Raw genomic sequence first — 15,330 nt, forward strand, 5'->3', positions numbered from 1 at the left:
ACAAGCTCGCCGAGGAGATGATGGTCGCATCTCGTCGGTGAAGAAGGACGAGCACGGCCGCGATCAAGCCGATCAACTCGATCTACATGATGTCGCATTCGGCGCGCGCGGCTCGCCGCGCAGATGAAGCAGCTCGCGGCGATGCGCGGCCTGATGACCAAGCCCTCGGGCGAGATCATCGAGAGCCCGATCATCTCGAACTTCAAGGAAGGCCTCTCGGTTCTCGAATACTTCAACTCCACGCACGGCGCCCGCAAGGGTCTCGCCGACACGGCGTTGAAGACCGCGAACTCGGCTACCTCACCCGCCGTCTCGTCGACGTTGCGCAGGACTCGATCATCTCGTCCACGGATTGCGGCTCGACCGAACGGCATCCGCATGCGCGCGATCATCGACGCCGGCCAGGTCGTCGCCTCGCTCGCGACGCGCATTCTCGGCCGCACCGCGGCAGAGGACTGAAGCGCGCCGGACGGCAGGTGATCGTCCTGCGGCGAGATGATCCAGGAGATGGCACACTCGAGCCGATCAACGCCGCCGGCATTCAGGAGGTGAAGATCCGCTCGGTCCTGACCTGCGAGGCCAAGAACGGCGTCTGCGCGAAGTGCTACGGTCGCGACCTCGCGCGCGGCACGCCGGTCAACATGGGTGAGGCCGTCGGCGTCATCGCCGCGCAGTCGATCGGCGAGCCGGGCACGCAGCTCACCATGCGCACCTTCCACATCGGCGGCGCGGCGCAGCTTGCTGACCAGTCCTTCTTCGAGTCGAACTTCGAGGGCACGGTGCACATCCGCAACCGGCATCTGGCCCGCAACTCGGACGGCGATCTGATCGTGATGGCGCGCAACGTCGCCATCGTGATCCTCGGCCCGAACGGCGAAGAACGCGCGGTGAACCGTATCCAATACGGCGCGCGCTGAAGGTCGACGAGGGCGATACGGTCAAGCGCGGCCAGCGCCTCGCGGAGTGGGATCCCTACACCCGTCCGATCATCAGCGAGATCGACGGCGTCGTCGGCTTCGAGGATCTGGTCGAAGGCCAGTCGATGTCGGAGACGGTGGACGAGTCGACCGGCATCGCCAAGCGCATGGTCATGGACTGGCGGCTCAACCTGCGTTCGGCGAGCCTCAAGCCGTCGATCGTCATCAAGGGCGCGGACGGCAAGATCGGCAAGCTGCAGCGCGGCGGCGACGCCCGCTATCTCCTGCCCGTCGACTCCATCATCGCGGTCGAGCCCGGCGGCACGGTGAAGGCCGGCGACATTCTCGCGCGTATCTCGGTGGAAAGCGCCAAGACCCGCGACATCACCGGCGGTCTGCCGCGCGTTGCGGAACTCTTCGAGGCCCGGCGTCCGAAGGATCACGCGATCATCGCGGAAATCTCCGGCACCGTGCAGTTCGGCAAGGACTACAAGAACAAGCAGCGCTCTCGATCATTCCGAGCGAGGAAGGCGCTGAGCCCGTCGAATATCTGATCCCGAAGGGCAAGCACATCCACCTTCAGGACGGCGACGTCGTCGAGAAGGGCGATTACATCGTCGACGGCAATCCGGCGCCGCACGACATTCTGGCGATCAAGGGCGTCGAGGAGCTTGCGGCTTCCTCGTCAACGAGATCCAGGAGGTCTATCGTCTGCAGGGCGTGAACATCAACGACAAGCACATCGAGGTGATCGTCCGTCAGATGCTGCAGAAGGTCGACATCGTCGATCCGGGCGACACCGGCTTCCTCGAAGGGCGAGCAGGTCGACAAGCTCGAGCTCGAAGAGGCGAACGAAAAGGCGCTCGAGAACGGCGGCAAGCCCGCGCATGGCACGCCGGTGCTGCTCGGCATCACCAAGGCCTCGCTGCAGACGCGGTCCTTCTTCTCGGCGGCGTCCTTCCAGGAGACGACGCGCGTCCTCACCGAGGCCGCCGTCAACGGCAAGATCGACCCGCTGGTGGGCCTCAAGGAGAACGTCATCGTCGGCCGTCTGATCCCGGCCGGCACCGGCGCCGCCATGGCGAAGTTCCGCGGCATCGCGACCGGTCGCGACGACCTCATCATCGAGCAGCGCGCCGAGACGCCCGAACCCGCCCCGGCCCTGCCGCCGGCGGAGTGAGGCAAGCGACACGAAAAAGAAGGGCCGCCCAAAAGGCGGCCCTTTTTTCATTTGTTCCGGCCGAAGCGTTATTTCGCCGCGTTTTCGGCGGCGATCGCTTCCTGCGCGCGCCGGATCAAAGCTTCTTCGTTCGCCTTGTAATAGCGCCACCCCGCGATGAACCCCATCGCGCCGATCACCAGGCCCGCGATCCCGACAGGTCCCTTCACCTTCTCGATTTCCGACCCGAGCATATAGGCGCCATAGCCGTAGAGATGCGCCCAGACGAGCGCGCCGGTCGCGTTGAAGAAAAAGAAAGTCAGCGGAGCAAGCCGGTTCATCCCGGCCAGAAAAGCCGCAAGCATGCGCAGCAGCGCGATGAAGCGGCCGATGAAGACGACATAGCCGCCCCAGTGGCGGAAGAAATATTGCCCGATCTGTATTTTCTCCGGCGTGACGCCGATGCGCGGCCCGAAGCGCGCGAGCAGCGGCGCGCCCAGTTCGCGCCCAACCCAATAACCGGCGTTGTCGCCGAGGATCGCCCCCGCCGCCGCGGCGAGAACGACGCCTTCGATCGCCAATTCATGCGAATGACCGGCGTAAATCGAGGCGGCGACGAGGATGGTTTCACCCGGCAGCGGCACGCCAGCGCTTTCAAGCATCACGATCCCGCCGACCGCCCAATAGCCGTAGTGCTGGAGAAGCGTGGTCAAATGCGTTGAATCGAACATTGCGGCGGTCCCTGTGGCGATCGAGTCGACCGACCCTAGCGACGAGGCTCAAACGCGGCAAACGCATCACCTTCAGATTTGCGTCGAAAGCGCCTAAATAGTCGACGTGACAACCATCCTTTCAGAGCTGCAAAGGCTCCCCGCGCGCGCCGTCCGCGCCTTGATCCTGCTCTATCGCGTGACCTTCTCAGCTTTCGCCGGAAGAAGCTGCCGCTATGCGCCAACCTGCTCCGAATATGCCGACGAGGCGATCAGCCGCCACGGCCTCTGGGCGGGCGGGTGGATGGGCTTCGCGCGCATCTGCCGCTGCCGGCCAGGCGGCGGCGAGGGATTTGATCCCGTGCCGCAGACGCTGAATCCGCGGGCGAGCGCGCTGACGCCGTGGCGATATGCGCGTTGGCGCGGGCCGTTCAGCTGTGAGGAGGTCGAGGACGAACGCTAGGGCGCCGACCCGCCAGTGCAAGCGAAGCGAAGCAAACCAGGGGCTGCGCGCGGCTCCGGATTGCGTCGTGGCTTCGCGCTCCTTGCAATGAGGGCGTGAGCGTTACGACTTCGACATCAACTCCAGCGCCAGCCCATAAATCCGCGTGCGCGACGCCTCGGGCAATGTCCGCAGCACTTCGAGATAGGTCTGGCCGGCGGCGCACATTTTCGCGTCGTCGAGCGGCGGATCGGGCATCTTGCCGTCGAGCAGCGCGTCGATTTCGGCCTTGCCTAGGCCACGCGCCTGAAGCGCCGTCTCCAGCGTCTTGAAATCCGCTTCGTTGGGCTGGGCGCGGGCGATGTTCTTCGCCTGCCCGCTGACCATGGCGTCGAGGCTCGCCGTCGACATGTCGGCGACGAGCGGGCGCTGCGCGGCGGCGAAGCGCTGAAAGTCGAGATTGGTCGCGCCGTAAAGAAAGGCGACGCACATCTTCTTGTCCTCGCGCGCGACGGCCTGCAACACCTCGAGCTGCTTGGCGAAGACGCGCGACATGGCGTCGGGCTCGGCCTTGGCGGCCAGCGCCCCGCGCGATTGCCGCAGCCGGCGCACCGCCTCCGAGAGATAGTAGTCGACGCTCTGCTCCAGCTTGGTGTCGGAGAGACGCGTTGCGAACTCGTCGAGCGCGGATTCGTAATCCTGCGTGAAGGTCTCGCGCAGCCGCGCGAAAAAGCGCGCATATTCCGGCGTCTGCGCGATCGCGGTCTCGACCATCTGGCGCGCTGTTCCCTTGTCGATCGGACCCGACAGGGCAGCCAGCGGGCCGCCGCCGGGCTTGGGGGGAACGAGGGCCATCATCAGCAAGCCGACGCCGAGGCAGATCGCGACGACGGCCGCGGCGGCGAGGGCCAAAACTCTCTCAATCAGCATGGGAATGCCTTTGCGCGGCGAAACCGACGCCGAGAATTTATGCCATAGCATGGCGCGCTGGAAAGAGCGCTCACGCGCCCGGCTTAACGAGACGCGCCAGCCGCGTTTTCTCGGCGCGATGCGCGACGAGCAACGCGATATGGCGGTTGAGATCGTAGGTCCAATGACCGCCGCGGGCGCGCTCGGCGCGCAAGGCCCGCTCGATCTCGCGCAGCACGGCGCGCGCGGCCTCCGGCGTTTCGCTGAGAATGGTGTCGCGCGAGAGCCGATGGAAGCGCGACAACGCGTCAAGACGGTCATAACCGGCAAGGCCCGCGTCGAGCGCGGCGTTGAGCGCCGGGCGCGCGCCCGCCTTGAGGCGCTCGAAAGCGCGGGTCTTCATTCGCTCGCAGGCGCCGGCCTCGGCGGGCCAACGGCGGGGTGTCGAGAAATTGGGCGTAACGGGCATGGGCTGGGCCTCCTTCGCGGGAAGGATGGCGGCGTCTGCATGGCTGGGGATAGAATTTTTTCCGCTTGAATAGGATTTTTTTCCGCACTAGCCTTTGCGGGTCACTCAAGCAGAGGCGCGAATGTCACTTCAATGCATTGACCCCAAGCCCTTTCCCATTGCCGGCCTCAGCGCCGCGGCCGCGGCGGCCGCGCTGGGCGTTCCCGCCGCGGCGCTCGCGGCGCGCTCCCGCTGCCGGGCGCCCGTCGCCCGGGCGCGGCAACTCGCGGTCTATCTCCACCATGTCGCGCTCGGCGCGAGCCTCTCGGCCTGCGCGCGCGCCTTCGGCCGCGACCGCGCTACGGTCCGCCACGCCTGCGCGGTGATCGAGGATATGCGCGACGATCCGCGCATCGACTGTTGGGCCGCGCGGCTGGAGCAGGCGCTCGCCGCGCAATGCGACATGATTTTCCGGCTCATCCGGACGCTCGAGGGAGCGGCGCGATGACCAAGAGCCTCCGGAAGACCGAAAGCGAGATGAGCCGTGCGCTTCGCCGCCTGCTCGAGGCGCTGAGCGAGGCCGGCGCCTGCGCCGCGCCGAGCGATCTCGAAGACGATGCGATCGTCGTCCTCGCGCCCCGCAACGGCGTCACCGTCGTGCGGGCGCGCCTGCCCGCGGCGGCGGGCGAGGCGGCGCTGTCACAGGGGCTGGTGGCGCGCGAGGGCGCCAGCCGTCGCCTGCAGATCGCGGAGGCGGGCCGCGCCTATCTGCGCCGCGCGGCTTCAGGCGGCGAGCCGGCGCTCGACCCCTTCCGCGCGCAGCACGGCGCCTTCGAGAAGCGGGCCCCGGAAAAGGGCGCGCGGCCGGCCCTGATCAACGAAGCGGAGAGCCCCCTCGCCTGGCTCGCGCGCCGCAAGGGCCCGGACGGCAAACCCTTCCTGGCGCCGGCGCAGATCGAGGCGGGCGAGCGTTTTCGCCGCGACGTCGAGCAGGCGCAAATCCTCCAGCGCGTCACCGCCAATTGGGAGGCGTCCATCGCCGCTTCGCGCCGCGGCTCGGACGCCGGGGTCGGCGTGACCGAAATCGCCATGGACGCCCGCAAGCGCCTCGCGCGCGCCTATGACGCCGTCGGGCCGGACCTTGCCGGGCTGCTCACCGACGTCTGCGGCTATCTGAAGGGGTTGGAGGTCGTCGAAAGCGAACGCGGCTGGCCGGCCCGATCAGGCAAGGTGGTGCTTAAAATCGCGCTGGATCGGCTGGCGCGGCATTACGGCATCGCCAGCCAGGCGACCGGCCCCGCGCGGGCGAAGGGGCTGCTGCATTGGGGCGCGGAGGATTACCGGCCGAGTTTGTGAAGGATGCGGGGCCGGGTTTGACCGGCCCCCGCGGTCTACCCCATACGCAACGCCCGTGCGCCCATGCGCCATTGGGTAATGGCGCCTGGCGCCGAGCGCGGCGCAGATCCCGTCATAGAAACGCGTGGCGCGGTCCAGATCGTTCGCTCCGACAAGAACGAAGCCGATCATGTCCGCCCGCCGCTCACGCGAGCGCGTCCCGAGCTTCCCTCTTGATCCGCTCCACCATCGACCGCAGCCCGTTGGCGCGTTGCGGCGTCAGATGCGCGGCGAGCCCGAGTTGCTCGAAGAGCGGCGCCGCGTCGGTCTCGACGATCTCCTGCGCGCGGCGGCCGGAATAGAGCGCCAGCACCAGAGCGACGAGGCCGCGCACGATATGGGCGTCGCTGTCGCCGCGGAAGGTGAGCACGGGCGCGCCGGCCGCGTCCTGACCCCGCGTCGTCTCCAGCCACACCTGGCTGGCGCAGCCGCGCACCTTGTTTTCGTCCGTATAGGCGGCCTGGGGCAGCGGCTCCAGCGTGCGGCCGAGCTCGATCAGATAGCGGTAGCGATCCTCCCACTCGTCCAGGAGCTCGAAATTGCCGATGATTTCGTCGATGGCCATCGCCTTCCCCTTTTCCAGCATTCTAACCCAGATGGCGGGTTGCAGGCGAGCGATCAAACCTCGCCCCGCCCTTCCCATGCCTTGCGCGAGCGCTTAAGTTTGCCGGCATCGGGGCGACGGTCGCGCCCTTACGATTTCACGGAGAGTCATATGAGCCTCTTGTCCCGCTGGCGCGTCCTCGCTGTCGCGATCGTCGCCGCCCTGTCGCTTTCGGGCTGCGGCTACAATACGATTCCGACGCTCGAGGAAAACGCCAAAGCCAAGTGGGCGGAGGTGCAATCCCAATACCAGCGGCGCGCCGATCTCATTCCCAACCTTGTCGCCACCGTGCAGGGCTACGCCAAGCAGGAGAAGGACGTGCTGACCTCCGTCGTCGAGGCGCGCGCCAAGGCGACCTCGGTGCATGTCGACGCCTCGACCGTCACCGATCCTGAGAAGATGAAGCAGTTCCAGGACGCGCAGGCGCAGCTCACCGGCGCGCTCGGGCGATTGCTGGCGGTGACGGAGGCCTATCCGGACCTGAAGGCCAACCAGAACTTCCTCGCGCTCCAGTCGCAGCTCGAAGGCACCGAGAACCGCATCAACGTCTCGCGGCGCGATTACATCAATGCGGTGCGCGAGTTCAACACCTCGCTGCGCACCTTCCCGACGCTACTTTGGGCCAAGACCTTCTTCTCCGGGACGCAGCCCATGGCCGAGTTCACCGCCAGCGAATCCGCCCAGCAGGCGCCGCAGGTGAAGTTCTAAATGACGAGCGAGCGCCCGCAGGAGGAGCTTTGCGCGCTTTGCGCCGAAAGCGACGCCATGTGGGCGCATATGCGACAGGAGGCGGAGGACGCCCTCCGCCTCGATCCGACGCTGGCGCCGCTCTTCATCGGCGAACTGCTCAACCGCCACAGCCTCGAAGAGGCGGTGATCCATCGCGTCAGCGGGAGGCTCGGCGCCTCGGCCATGGACGCCGCCTCGATCGCCGACGCCTTTCTCGACGCGCTGGCGAGCGAGCCTGAAATCGGCGAGGCCTTCCGCGCCGACGCCGCCGCCTTTGTCGAGCGCGACCCCGCCTGCCGGCGGCTGATGGAGCCCCTGCTCTATTTCAAGGGCTATCACGCCATCCAGGCCTCGCGCCTCGCCCATGCCCTGTGGCGCAAGGGCAAGCGCGACTTCGCCTTCTACATTCAGAGCCGCGCCTCCGACGCGCTCGCCGCCGATATTCATCCGGCGGCGCGCTTCGGCAAGGGGATTTTCCTCGACCACGCCACGGGCTTCGTCGTCGGCGAGACGGCGGTGGTGGAGGACGAAGTCTCCATCCTCCATGGCGTGACGCTGGGCGGCACCGGCAAGGTCGCGGGCGATCGTCACCCCAAGGTGCGGCGCGGCGTGATGATCGGCGCCGGGACGAAGATCCTCGGCAATATCGAGATCGGCGCCTGTGCGCGCATCGCGGCGGGGTCGGTCGTTCTGCACGCCGTGCCGCCACATTCGGTCGTCGCCGGCGTTCCCGCCAAGGTCGTAGGAGTCGAACTGACATCCGAACCCGCCCGCGACATGGATCAGATCCTGCGCGGGCTGGCTTATGACTCGTTCGACTATGTGATCTGAGCCCGGGCGGCCTCAGGGATGAAGCGGGACGGCGTGGTCCAGCGACAGTATCACTGTTTTTCCGGGGGCTTTGTCATCCTTCAGCCGCTTGGCGGGCGGAGTCGTGGGGTTGTCCGGATAGGACTTCCCGTCGAAACGCAATTCAGCTTCGTAGCCTACCGGAATTCCGCCGCCACCAACCGAAACGGCGAGGTTTCGCCAGCCTTTGGAACTTGAACGTAACACGCGAACGGGCGGCTGCGTGATGGATATGTCTGTTACGGTTTTCCAGCTTTCGCCCTTTTGCTGCAGGATGATCGTGTCGCAGCCGCCGCTGCCGCACCATTCCCCGCCAAGCATGTAGACGATCGCTTCGGGCGTCCCGTCGCCATCGAGGTCTTCGAACGCCGCGACATAACGCGCCTGCTTGTCGTCACCGAGCGTTTGAAGATATTTTTTGAGAGAAGCGGACGACGACGCGTCGCTGTTCTTGGATGATTGGGCCGCTGCGATACCGCCGCCGGCGAAAGAGTAGCAAAGCAAAAGCGCGATCAAATTGCCCCAACGGCTTTTAGCGCTGCGTTTGGTTTCAAAGTTGCGCATTATTCATCGCCCTCCAGCATTCGATAATCAAACGATAGCCTGTAGAGTCCGGCGTTTCATTGCGCCCGCGCACATCGGCGCGCAACGCGTGAGACGCTTCATGCGCAATGGCAATGCTGCGCGGCGCGAATTATTCGGGAAAGTCCACGATCTCGAGGTCGAGCGGCAATTGCGCCTTGTGCGGGCCCGACCGCAACCCGGGATCAAGTTTTACCGGAGCGCCAGTTTCGAAGCTCCGGTCGTTATCGGCGCTCAAACGTCCCTCGCTAGCGAAGGTCGAGAATTCGTAGGGAATTCCGTTCGACGCAAATGGAGAGGGGCCGTCCATGATATGGAAGTGGAGGTGTGGCGCGTCGGAATTGCCGGTGTTGCCCAAATAGCCGATGACGTCGCCCGCTTTCACCCGCTCGCCGCGCTTGACCGCGACCGTTCCGGTCTTCAGATGCGCGAAAAATGCGTAACGCCCGCCGCCGATATCGATCACGACGTCATTGCCGCCCGCATTGTCGAAGCGCGTCGGATCGCGGGGCTTGGTGGGAATCCGCTCGGGCGCGCCGTCGCTTGTCTCGATCACCGTTCCATTGGCGACCGAATAGACCGGCGCCCCATAGGCGGCATAGCTTTCGTTCCGATCGACCGCCCCCGAAAACAGCCGGCGGTCGCCGTCGAGCCGCATGAAGTCGATCGCGAAGCGCTCGGGGATTTTGGGCGCGCCGTTGAACGCCATGACCGCGCCGCGATGCTGAAGATTGGCGCAGCAGCCATTGAAGGCGACCCAGCCCCGCCCCCGGAGCGGCGGGTCAACGACGACGGGCTTGCCGGAATCGACGGCGATCTTAGCGGTTTCGAAGTTGGCGAGGGCCGGAACGCCGGATTTGGGATCGAGCGGAACAAGCGTATCCTTGTCCTTCCCCATGAAACGGCTGACGGCGATACGATGCTTGATCGCCTTCGGAAGCGGGCCGCGTTTGGGCGCGGTAGCGTCGAGGAATGCGTAAGCCGATCCGCCCGGCCGCAGCGTAACGCCAGGCAGCTTGCCGTTCATGCGTAAAATCGCAGCGAGCGCGTCTCCCCTCCATTCGCCGAGCGAGGCCCCGGTCGCCGCGTCGATCGCGCGGATTTCGTCGATCTGGACATGGAGGTCGGTTTCATTGACGAGCAAGAGTTCGTAGACGAGATGCCTGCGCTCGTCCGTCGCCTCGACCGGGCGCGGCGCAATGACAGGCTCGACGACGAGCGCCGTGAAATCGAGCGCCTCCCCGCGCGTCGCGTCTGGCCCAGCGGCGGCCGGCGACGCCGAGCAAATGGCGGCGGCAAAGGCCGTTACTCCAAGAAATCTGACCATTTGCCCCTCCTGCAATCACTATCTTGAAAGATCTTTCAGGGGTCCGCGCTAGCGCCCCGTAAATCTCGGCGCCCGCTTCTCCAGAAACGCCCCCCGCCCTTCCATGTAATCCGCGCTGTCGAAACAATCCTTCGCCAGCGCCTCGCACGCCTCCAGCGTCGGGGCTCCCGGCAATTGCGCGGCGGCGCGGATGGCGGCCTTGGCGGCGCGCAGGGTCAGCGGCGCGTTGGCGGCGATGGTCGCGGCGAGATCGTCGACGCCGCCCTCGAAACTCTCCTGCTCGAAGAGGCGCGACAGGTAGCCGATCTCAAGCGCTTCCGTCGCGCTGAGGCGGCGGCCGGTGAAGAAGAGCTCCATCGCCCGCTGCGCGCCGACGGCGGCGACGACGAAGCGCATGGCGGAGGGCGGATAGCCGACGCCGAGCCGCCCCGCCGGAATGCCGAAGACCGCCCCCTCCTGCGCGACGCGCAGGTCGCAGGCGGAGGCGATGCCCATGCCCCCGCCCATGCAGAAGCCGCAGATGGCGGCGATGGTGGGCTTGGAGCAGGCGGAGATCGCCTCGAAGGCCTCGACATTCGCCTGCTCATAGGCGCGCCCGCCTTCGCTCGTCGCGCGCACCGTCGAAAACTCCGAAATATCGGCTCCCGAACAGAAAGGCAGGCCTGCCGCGCCGGACACAACGACGACCCGCGCTTCGGGCTCGGCGTCGATCGCGGCGAAGAGCGGCGGCAGCGCCCGCCACATGTCGAGGTCGAAGGCGTTGCGCTTGGCGCCATTGTCGATGAGGAGCCGCGCGACGCCATTGGCGAGTTCCACGCGGAGCTTGGGCGAGGGGGAAGAAGTGTTCATGAGATCGTAGTTACAGAAGTCGGGCGTCGACGAAAAGCGGCGCATCGCCCGCGCTCGAGCCGGCGCGCCGGCGCTGCGACGTCTCGCCACATGGCTGACGGCCTTTCGCGACCTCATGCCACAGCATCTCCAGACCGCATCTACGGCATGGTGGCCGCTGCAACTCCGGCGAGCAGGGAGAGGTCATGTCGATCGGAACGGATAAGCTGGCTTCGCCCGGCGTGCTGAGAATGACGCTGGCCTTCGCCGTCTTCGTCCACCATACGACCACGTTCAATCTCGGCCTCGCGGCCGTGCTGATCTTCTTCGTGCTCAGCGGCTATTGGGTCGCGACCATGTGGACGCACACCTATTCGAAGACGAACGGGGCCTATCTCACGTTCCTCGTCTCGCGCTTCTGGCGCATCGTTCCCGTCTTCGCGCTGTGTTCGGGCATCGCCTGGGCGCTGCTGTTCTGGCGCGGCGCGGCTCCCGAGGATGTGGGCGGAATTTCGCGCCAGATCTTCTCGAACATCATGATCCTCGGCTACAACTCCCTGCCCTATCAGGCGAATGTGCCAGGCTGGTCGCTGGACATGGAGCTGCAGTTCTACCTCATCGCGCCGCTCTTCATCTTCCTCGTCGCGCGCAATCTCTATGTTCTCGTGGCCTGCATGGCGCTGTCGGTTATGTCGCAGGCGCTCGGCGGCGCGACGACGGTTGCGCCCTTCCTGCTGTTTTTCGGCCTGGGCGTGGCGGCGGCGAGCCACAAGATGATTCCGAGCCGCGCTCTGGCCTATCGCTCGCTTTATGCGACGCTTGCTCTTCTGTTTCTGTGCGGCATGATCTTCGTGAAGGATCTCGCGCTCGGCGAGACGCAGGGGCCTGTGCACGCTTTCGGCTCCACGATGAACCTCCTCATCGCCGTGCTGATGACGCCCTGGGCGATCTACACCACGCAGCAGAAGACTGGCTCGACCGACCGCATGGTCGGCGACATGTCCTACATCTTCTACCTGCTGCACTGGTCGGTGATCCGCGCCATGGGAACCGGCGAAGGCGACTACGCCCACCGTTTCCTGATCTGCTCGGAAGCGCTCGTCGTCACCCTCGCCGCGTCCTGGCTGATCTGGTCGATCTTTGATCAGCCCATAAGCAAGATGCGGGCGGCCTGGGTGGCCAGCCGGCGTAGCGTGCGTCAACCGATCATGGCGACGGCGGCCGCCTAAAGCCGCCGCTTGGCCGCGATGCGCCAAAACTGCTAAGGAGACGCCCGGGCGCCGCCGCTGTGGCGACGCCGTAGGTCAGCAGGGCCGTCGCTTTGATTTCGCAAGGTTTCGCAATCCTGCTGCCGCATCTGCGGCGGGCCTTTTTCGTCCTCTTCGTCACGACCGGACTGACGCTGCTGACGCTAAAGCGCACGGACGAGCCTTCGGTCGCCTGCTCCGAGGTGAATGCCGGGCCCGACGCCTATCGCGTGCTCGTCATCGGCGAATCCTGGGCCTCCGAAGGGAAGGTCTTTCCCGAACTGCCGAGAGCCGTTTCGGTGCGGCTCGGCGGCAAGGGCGTCGCCGCCTGCAGCGTCGGCTTCAACGGCCGCAATTCGCGCCTGCTCTATACGGAGCTCCGCGAGAAATATCCCCGCTACAAGCTCTATTCGCTCTTCGAGGGAAAGACGCCGCACAAGGTCGTCATCATGAACGGCGTCAATGACGAGATCCAGCATGTCGGCGCCGGGGCCTATGTCGAATATACGAAAAAGCTCGTCGATTATTTCTCGGACGTCGAAGACGTCGAAGTCATCGCCATTCCGCGCGTCAACGAACGCTGGTTCAAGCCGCCGAACCTCTTCAGCCGCATGAAGCGCAACATTCTGCGATGCGTCTATGACGGTTGCAGTTTTCAGGTGAACGACGTCTACCGCGTGGCGCTGTGGCGCGACTATCCCGATATGAACGTCATGGAGTTCGACAACTTCATCGATAAATTCGAGGGCCACGAGGAATATTACAAATTCGACGGCGTTCATCTGACCGACGAGTGGCTGCACAAATACGGAAAGTTCATCGGCTCGGCCATGTCGCTTTCCGCGAAAGTGACTGCCCGCAAATAGGCTGCGTCCTGCTATAAGCCCCGCATGGATCTCCTCTCCCGCCTTCTCCATCGCGACGGGCTGATGCTCGTCATCGACAAGCCGGCGGGCGTCCCCGTGCATCGCGGCCCCAAGGGCGGCCCGAGCCTCGAGGACGCCTTCGACCAGCTCCGCTTCGGCCTGCCTCGCGCCCCGGCGCTGGCGCATCGGCTCGACAAGGACACGTCCGGCTGCCTCGTTCTCGGCCGCCACCGCAAGGCGCTGGAGCGGCTCGGCAAGCTGTTCAAGTCGGGCCGCATCTCCAAGACTTACTGGGCCGTCGTGGAAGGCGGCCCCGAGGCGGAAGAAGGCGAGATCGATCTCGCGCTTGGCCGCCTCGACGCGGCGCGCGGATGGTGGATGCAGCCGGACCCGATGGGCCTGCCCTCGCGCACGAGCTGGCGCGTGCTCGGCCGCTCGCCCGACGCCGCGCTGACCTTTATCGAGTTCACGCCCCATACCGGCCGCACGCATCAGATCCGCGTCCATTCCCAAGCCATGGGCTGGCCGATACTGGGCGACCCCGTCTACGGCTCCGGGCGTCGCGAGGGGTCTCCGCCGCTGCATCTCCATGCGCGGGCCATCGCGATCCCAATGCAGGAGAGCAAGGGGCCGGTCAGCGTCGAAGCGCCAGCGCCGGCGCATATGCGCGAGGCCATGGCGGCCTGTGGCTGGCGGGAAGACGGGAATGTGGCGCAGGATTTGCCAAAAGCCCCTGAAGCGCTCAAATTAGCAGACTGAATCCACGGAGAAACTCAAGTGGCGCCCAAAACTGCGCCCGTCATGGACGCGCCTGAACGCTCCGCCGCCAGCGGCGGCTTCGCGCTCGACCGGGCTGAACTCGACAAGCTTGCCAGCCGCGCGCTGGAAGCCGCCAAGCGCGGCGGCGCGAGCTATGCCGACATTCGGCTGGGCGAGACGCTGCGGGAATATTCCTACGCCAAGGACGACCGGCTGGAGCATTTCGACGAGCGCTCCACGCGCGGCTTCGGCCTGCGCGTCCTGCTCGACGGCTCCTGGGGCTTCTATGGGGCCCGCCGCCTCGACGCAGCGAGCGTCGCCGAGGGCGTCGCCCGCGCGCTGGAAAACGCTCGCGCCGTGCAGCCGATCCAGGGTCGGCCCATTGCGCTCGAACAGCTCCCCGCGCATGAGGCCGAGTGGATCATGCCGATGGGCGTCGATCCCTTCTCCATTCCAACGCGCGACAAGGCCGACCTGCTGCTGGCCATCTCCGCGGCGGCGCGCGACAACGGCGCCGATTTTTGCTCCGCGTCGCTTTCGCTCGCGCGCGAGGAACGTCTTTTCGCCAACAGCTTCGGCGCCCGCATCTGGCAGACGCGCACGCGCGTGCATCCGAGCTTCACCGCGACCGCGATCGACCGCGCCGCCGGCCGCATGGCCGCACGCGACAGCCTCACCCCCGCGCGCGGCGCCGGTTGGGAATATGTGACCGGCGCAGGACTGCTCGAAGAAGCGGCGCTCGCCGGAAGGCAGGCGCGCGAAAAGCTCGGCGCCAAGCCGGTTATCGCCGGCGATTACGACCTCATCATCGACCCGACCAATCTCTGGCTCACCATTCACGAGACGGTCGGCCATTCCACCGAACTCGACCGCGTGCTCGGCTGGGAAGCGAATTTCGCCGGCACGAGCTTCGTGAAGCCCGACATGCTCGGCAATCTGCGCTTCGGCTCGGAGCTGATGACTATCGTCGCCGACCGCTCGCAGCCCGGCGCGCTCTCGACCATCGGCTTCGACGACGACGGCGCCCCGGCGGCCTCGGCGGAGTTCAAGATCGTCGACAAGGGCGTGTTCACGAACTTCCAGATGGCGCTGGGACAGGCGCATTATATCGGCCTCTCAGCCTCCAACGGCTGCGCCTATGCCGACAGCCCGACCTCCTTCCCGATCCAGCGCATGCCCAACATCTCGCTCGCGCCGAACCCTTCGACATGTTCACTGGACGATCTCGTTGGCGGCATAGAGAACGGCATATACGTCGTCGGCGCCGGAAGCTGGAGCATCGACCAGCAGCGCGACAACTTCCAGTTTGGCGGACAGCTCTTCTACGAGATCAAGAACGGCAAGCTCGGCGAGATGCTGCGCGACGTCGCCTATCAGGGCCGCACGATTCCGTTCTGGAATTCGCTCGACGGGCTTGGCGACGCCACGACCTATCATCTCGACGGCACCTTCACCTGCGGCAAGGCCGAGCCCGTGCAGGTCGCGCCCGTCTCGCATGGCGCGCCGCTTGCGCGATTCCGCGAGGTGCGCGTGCTGAACACGAGCGGCGGCGCCTGAGC

Annotated in this window: 18 protein-coding genes and 1 pseudogene; 12 read left to right on the forward strand and 7 right to left on the reverse strand. The window is 66.0% G+C overall.

Annotated features, from left to right (window positions below; all coding sequences use genetic code 11):
• Positions 1–153 precede the first annotated feature (153 nt).
• From ACPFMJ_RS08990 to ACPFMJ_RS09000, 3 genes and pseudogenes are all read left to right on the forward strand, one after another.
• Positions 154–917, forward strand: a pseudogene (locus tag ACPFMJ_RS08990) (hypothetical protein).
• 125 nt (positions 918–1,042) lie between these two features.
• Positions 1,043–1,471 (forward strand): hypothetical protein, encoded by a 429-nt coding sequence (locus ACPFMJ_RS08995; protein WP_424363465.1) that lies wholly within the window; start codon positions 1,043–1,045, stop codon positions 1,469–1,471.
• Between the two features lie 344 nt (positions 1,472–1,815).
• Entirely contained in the window at positions 1,816–2,097 is a 282-nt protein-coding gene (locus ACPFMJ_RS09000; protein ID WP_424363466.1) for a hypothetical protein, read from the forward strand.
• A gap of 68 nt (positions 2,098–2,165) precedes the next feature.
• On the opposite strand, the gene ACPFMJ_RS09005 is transcribed toward ACPFMJ_RS09000, so the two are convergent.
• The gene (locus tag ACPFMJ_RS09005) at positions 2,166–2,807 is read right to left on the reverse strand and encodes a DedA family protein (RefSeq protein WP_424363467.1); all 642 of its coding nucleotides are present in this window, start codon (positions 2,805–2,807) and stop codon (positions 2,166–2,168) included.
• A gap of 106 nt (positions 2,808–2,913) precedes the next feature.
• Here ACPFMJ_RS09005 and yidD point away from each other — a divergent pair, with 106 nt between their 5' ends.
• Positions 2,914–3,249, forward strand: a complete 336-nt coding sequence (yidD, locus tag ACPFMJ_RS09010) for a membrane protein insertion efficiency factor YidD (RefSeq protein ID WP_424363468.1) — start codon at positions 2,914–2,916, stop codon at positions 3,247–3,249.
• A 102-nt stretch (positions 3,250–3,351) separates the two neighbouring features.
• Here the strand turns inward: yidD and ACPFMJ_RS09015 are convergent, their stop codons facing one another.
• Together ACPFMJ_RS09015 and ACPFMJ_RS09020 are read right to left on the reverse strand one after the other, a co-directional pair.
• The gene (locus ACPFMJ_RS09015; protein ID WP_424363469.1) at positions 3,352–4,158 is read right to left on the reverse strand and encodes a hypothetical protein; all 807 of its coding nucleotides are present in this window, start codon (positions 4,156–4,158) and stop codon (positions 3,352–3,354) included.
• A gap of 70 nt (positions 4,159–4,228) precedes the next feature.
• Entirely contained in the window at positions 4,229–4,606 is a 378-nt protein-coding gene (locus ACPFMJ_RS09020) for a DUF6477 family protein (protein ID WP_424363470.1), read from the reverse strand.
• Between the two features lie 121 nt (positions 4,607–4,727).
• On the opposite strand from ACPFMJ_RS09020, the gene ACPFMJ_RS09025 reads away from it, so the two are divergent.
• A complete protein-coding gene (locus tag ACPFMJ_RS09025) occupies positions 4,728–5,093 on the forward strand; it encodes a helix-turn-helix domain-containing protein (RefSeq protein ID WP_424363471.1) in 366 nt (121 codons plus the stop codon).
• Entirely contained in the window at positions 5,090–5,941 is an 852-nt protein-coding gene (locus ACPFMJ_RS09030) for a DUF6456 domain-containing protein (RefSeq protein ID WP_424363472.1), read from the forward strand. Before ACPFMJ_RS09025 ends, ACPFMJ_RS09030 begins: the two co-directional genes overlap by 4 nt.
• A 184-nt stretch (positions 5,942–6,125) precedes the next feature.
• Here the strand turns inward: ACPFMJ_RS09030 and ACPFMJ_RS09035 are convergent, their stop codons facing one another.
• Positions 6,126–6,545, reverse strand: a complete 420-nt coding sequence (locus ACPFMJ_RS09035; protein ID WP_424363473.1) for a SufE family protein — start codon at positions 6,543–6,545, stop codon at positions 6,126–6,128.
• Between the two features lie 150 nt (positions 6,546–6,695).
• Here ACPFMJ_RS09035 and ACPFMJ_RS09040 point away from each other — a divergent pair, with 150 nt between their 5' ends.
• Positions 6,696–7,292: a LemA family protein gene (locus ACPFMJ_RS09040; RefSeq protein WP_424363474.1), complete on the forward strand. Its 597-nt coding sequence runs from the start codon at positions 6,696–6,698 to the stop codon at positions 7,290–7,292.
• On the forward strand, positions 7,293–8,144 hold the full coding sequence (gene cysE, locus ACPFMJ_RS09045) for a serine O-acetyltransferase (protein ID WP_424363475.1): 852 nt from the start codon (positions 7,293–7,295) through the stop codon (positions 8,142–8,144).
• Between the two features lie 12 nt (positions 8,145–8,156).
• Here the strand turns inward: cysE and ACPFMJ_RS09050 are convergent, their stop codons facing one another.
• The 3 genes from ACPFMJ_RS09050 to ACPFMJ_RS09060 form a co-directional block, all read right to left on the reverse strand.
• On the reverse strand, positions 8,157–8,726 hold the full coding sequence (locus tag ACPFMJ_RS09050; RefSeq protein ID WP_424363476.1) for a hypothetical protein: 570 nt from the start codon (positions 8,724–8,726) through the stop codon (positions 8,157–8,159).
• 130 nt (positions 8,727–8,856) lie between these two features.
• A complete protein-coding gene (locus ACPFMJ_RS09055; protein WP_424363477.1) occupies positions 8,857–10,071 on the reverse strand; it encodes a M23 family metallopeptidase in 1,215 nt (404 codons plus the stop codon).
• Positions 10,072–10,119: 48 nt separating this feature from the next.
• A complete protein-coding gene (locus ACPFMJ_RS09060; protein ID WP_424363824.1) occupies positions 10,120–10,920 on the reverse strand; it encodes an enoyl-CoA hydratase in 801 nt (266 codons plus the stop codon).
• A gap of 185 nt (positions 10,921–11,105) precedes the next feature.
• Between ACPFMJ_RS09060 and ACPFMJ_RS09065 the strand changes: the two genes are divergently transcribed.
• The 4 genes from ACPFMJ_RS09065 to ACPFMJ_RS09080 all read left to right on the forward strand — a co-directional run bounded on the left by ACPFMJ_RS09065 (position 11,106) and on the right by ACPFMJ_RS09080 (position 15,328).
• The gene (locus ACPFMJ_RS09065) at positions 11,106–12,128 is read left to right on the forward strand and encodes an acyltransferase family protein (protein WP_424363478.1); all 1,023 of its coding nucleotides are present in this window, start codon (positions 11,106–11,108) and stop codon (positions 12,126–12,128) included.
• 92 nt (positions 12,129–12,220) lie between these two features.
• Positions 12,221–13,012: an SGNH/GDSL hydrolase family protein gene (locus ACPFMJ_RS09070; RefSeq protein ID WP_424363479.1), complete on the forward strand. Its 792-nt coding sequence runs from the start codon at positions 12,221–12,223 to the stop codon at positions 13,010–13,012.
• 24 nt (positions 13,013–13,036) lie between these two features.
• On the forward strand, positions 13,037–13,771 hold the full coding sequence (locus ACPFMJ_RS09075; protein ID WP_424363480.1) for an RluA family pseudouridine synthase: 735 nt from the start codon (positions 13,037–13,039) through the stop codon (positions 13,769–13,771).
• Positions 13,772–13,789: 18 nt separating this feature from the next.
• Positions 13,790–15,328 carry a TldD/PmbA family protein gene (locus tag ACPFMJ_RS09080; protein WP_424363481.1) on the forward strand — a complete coding sequence of 513 codons (1,539 nt, stop codon included), beginning with the start codon at positions 13,790–13,792 and terminating at the stop codon, positions 15,326–15,328.
• Positions 15,329–15,330 lie beyond the last annotated feature (2 nt).

Origin of the sequence: Methylocystis parvus (assembly GCF_049675845.1) — a bacterium.
Taxonomy (GTDB): domain Bacteria; phylum Pseudomonadota; class Alphaproteobacteria; order Rhizobiales; family Beijerinckiaceae; genus Methylocystis; species Methylocystis parvus_A.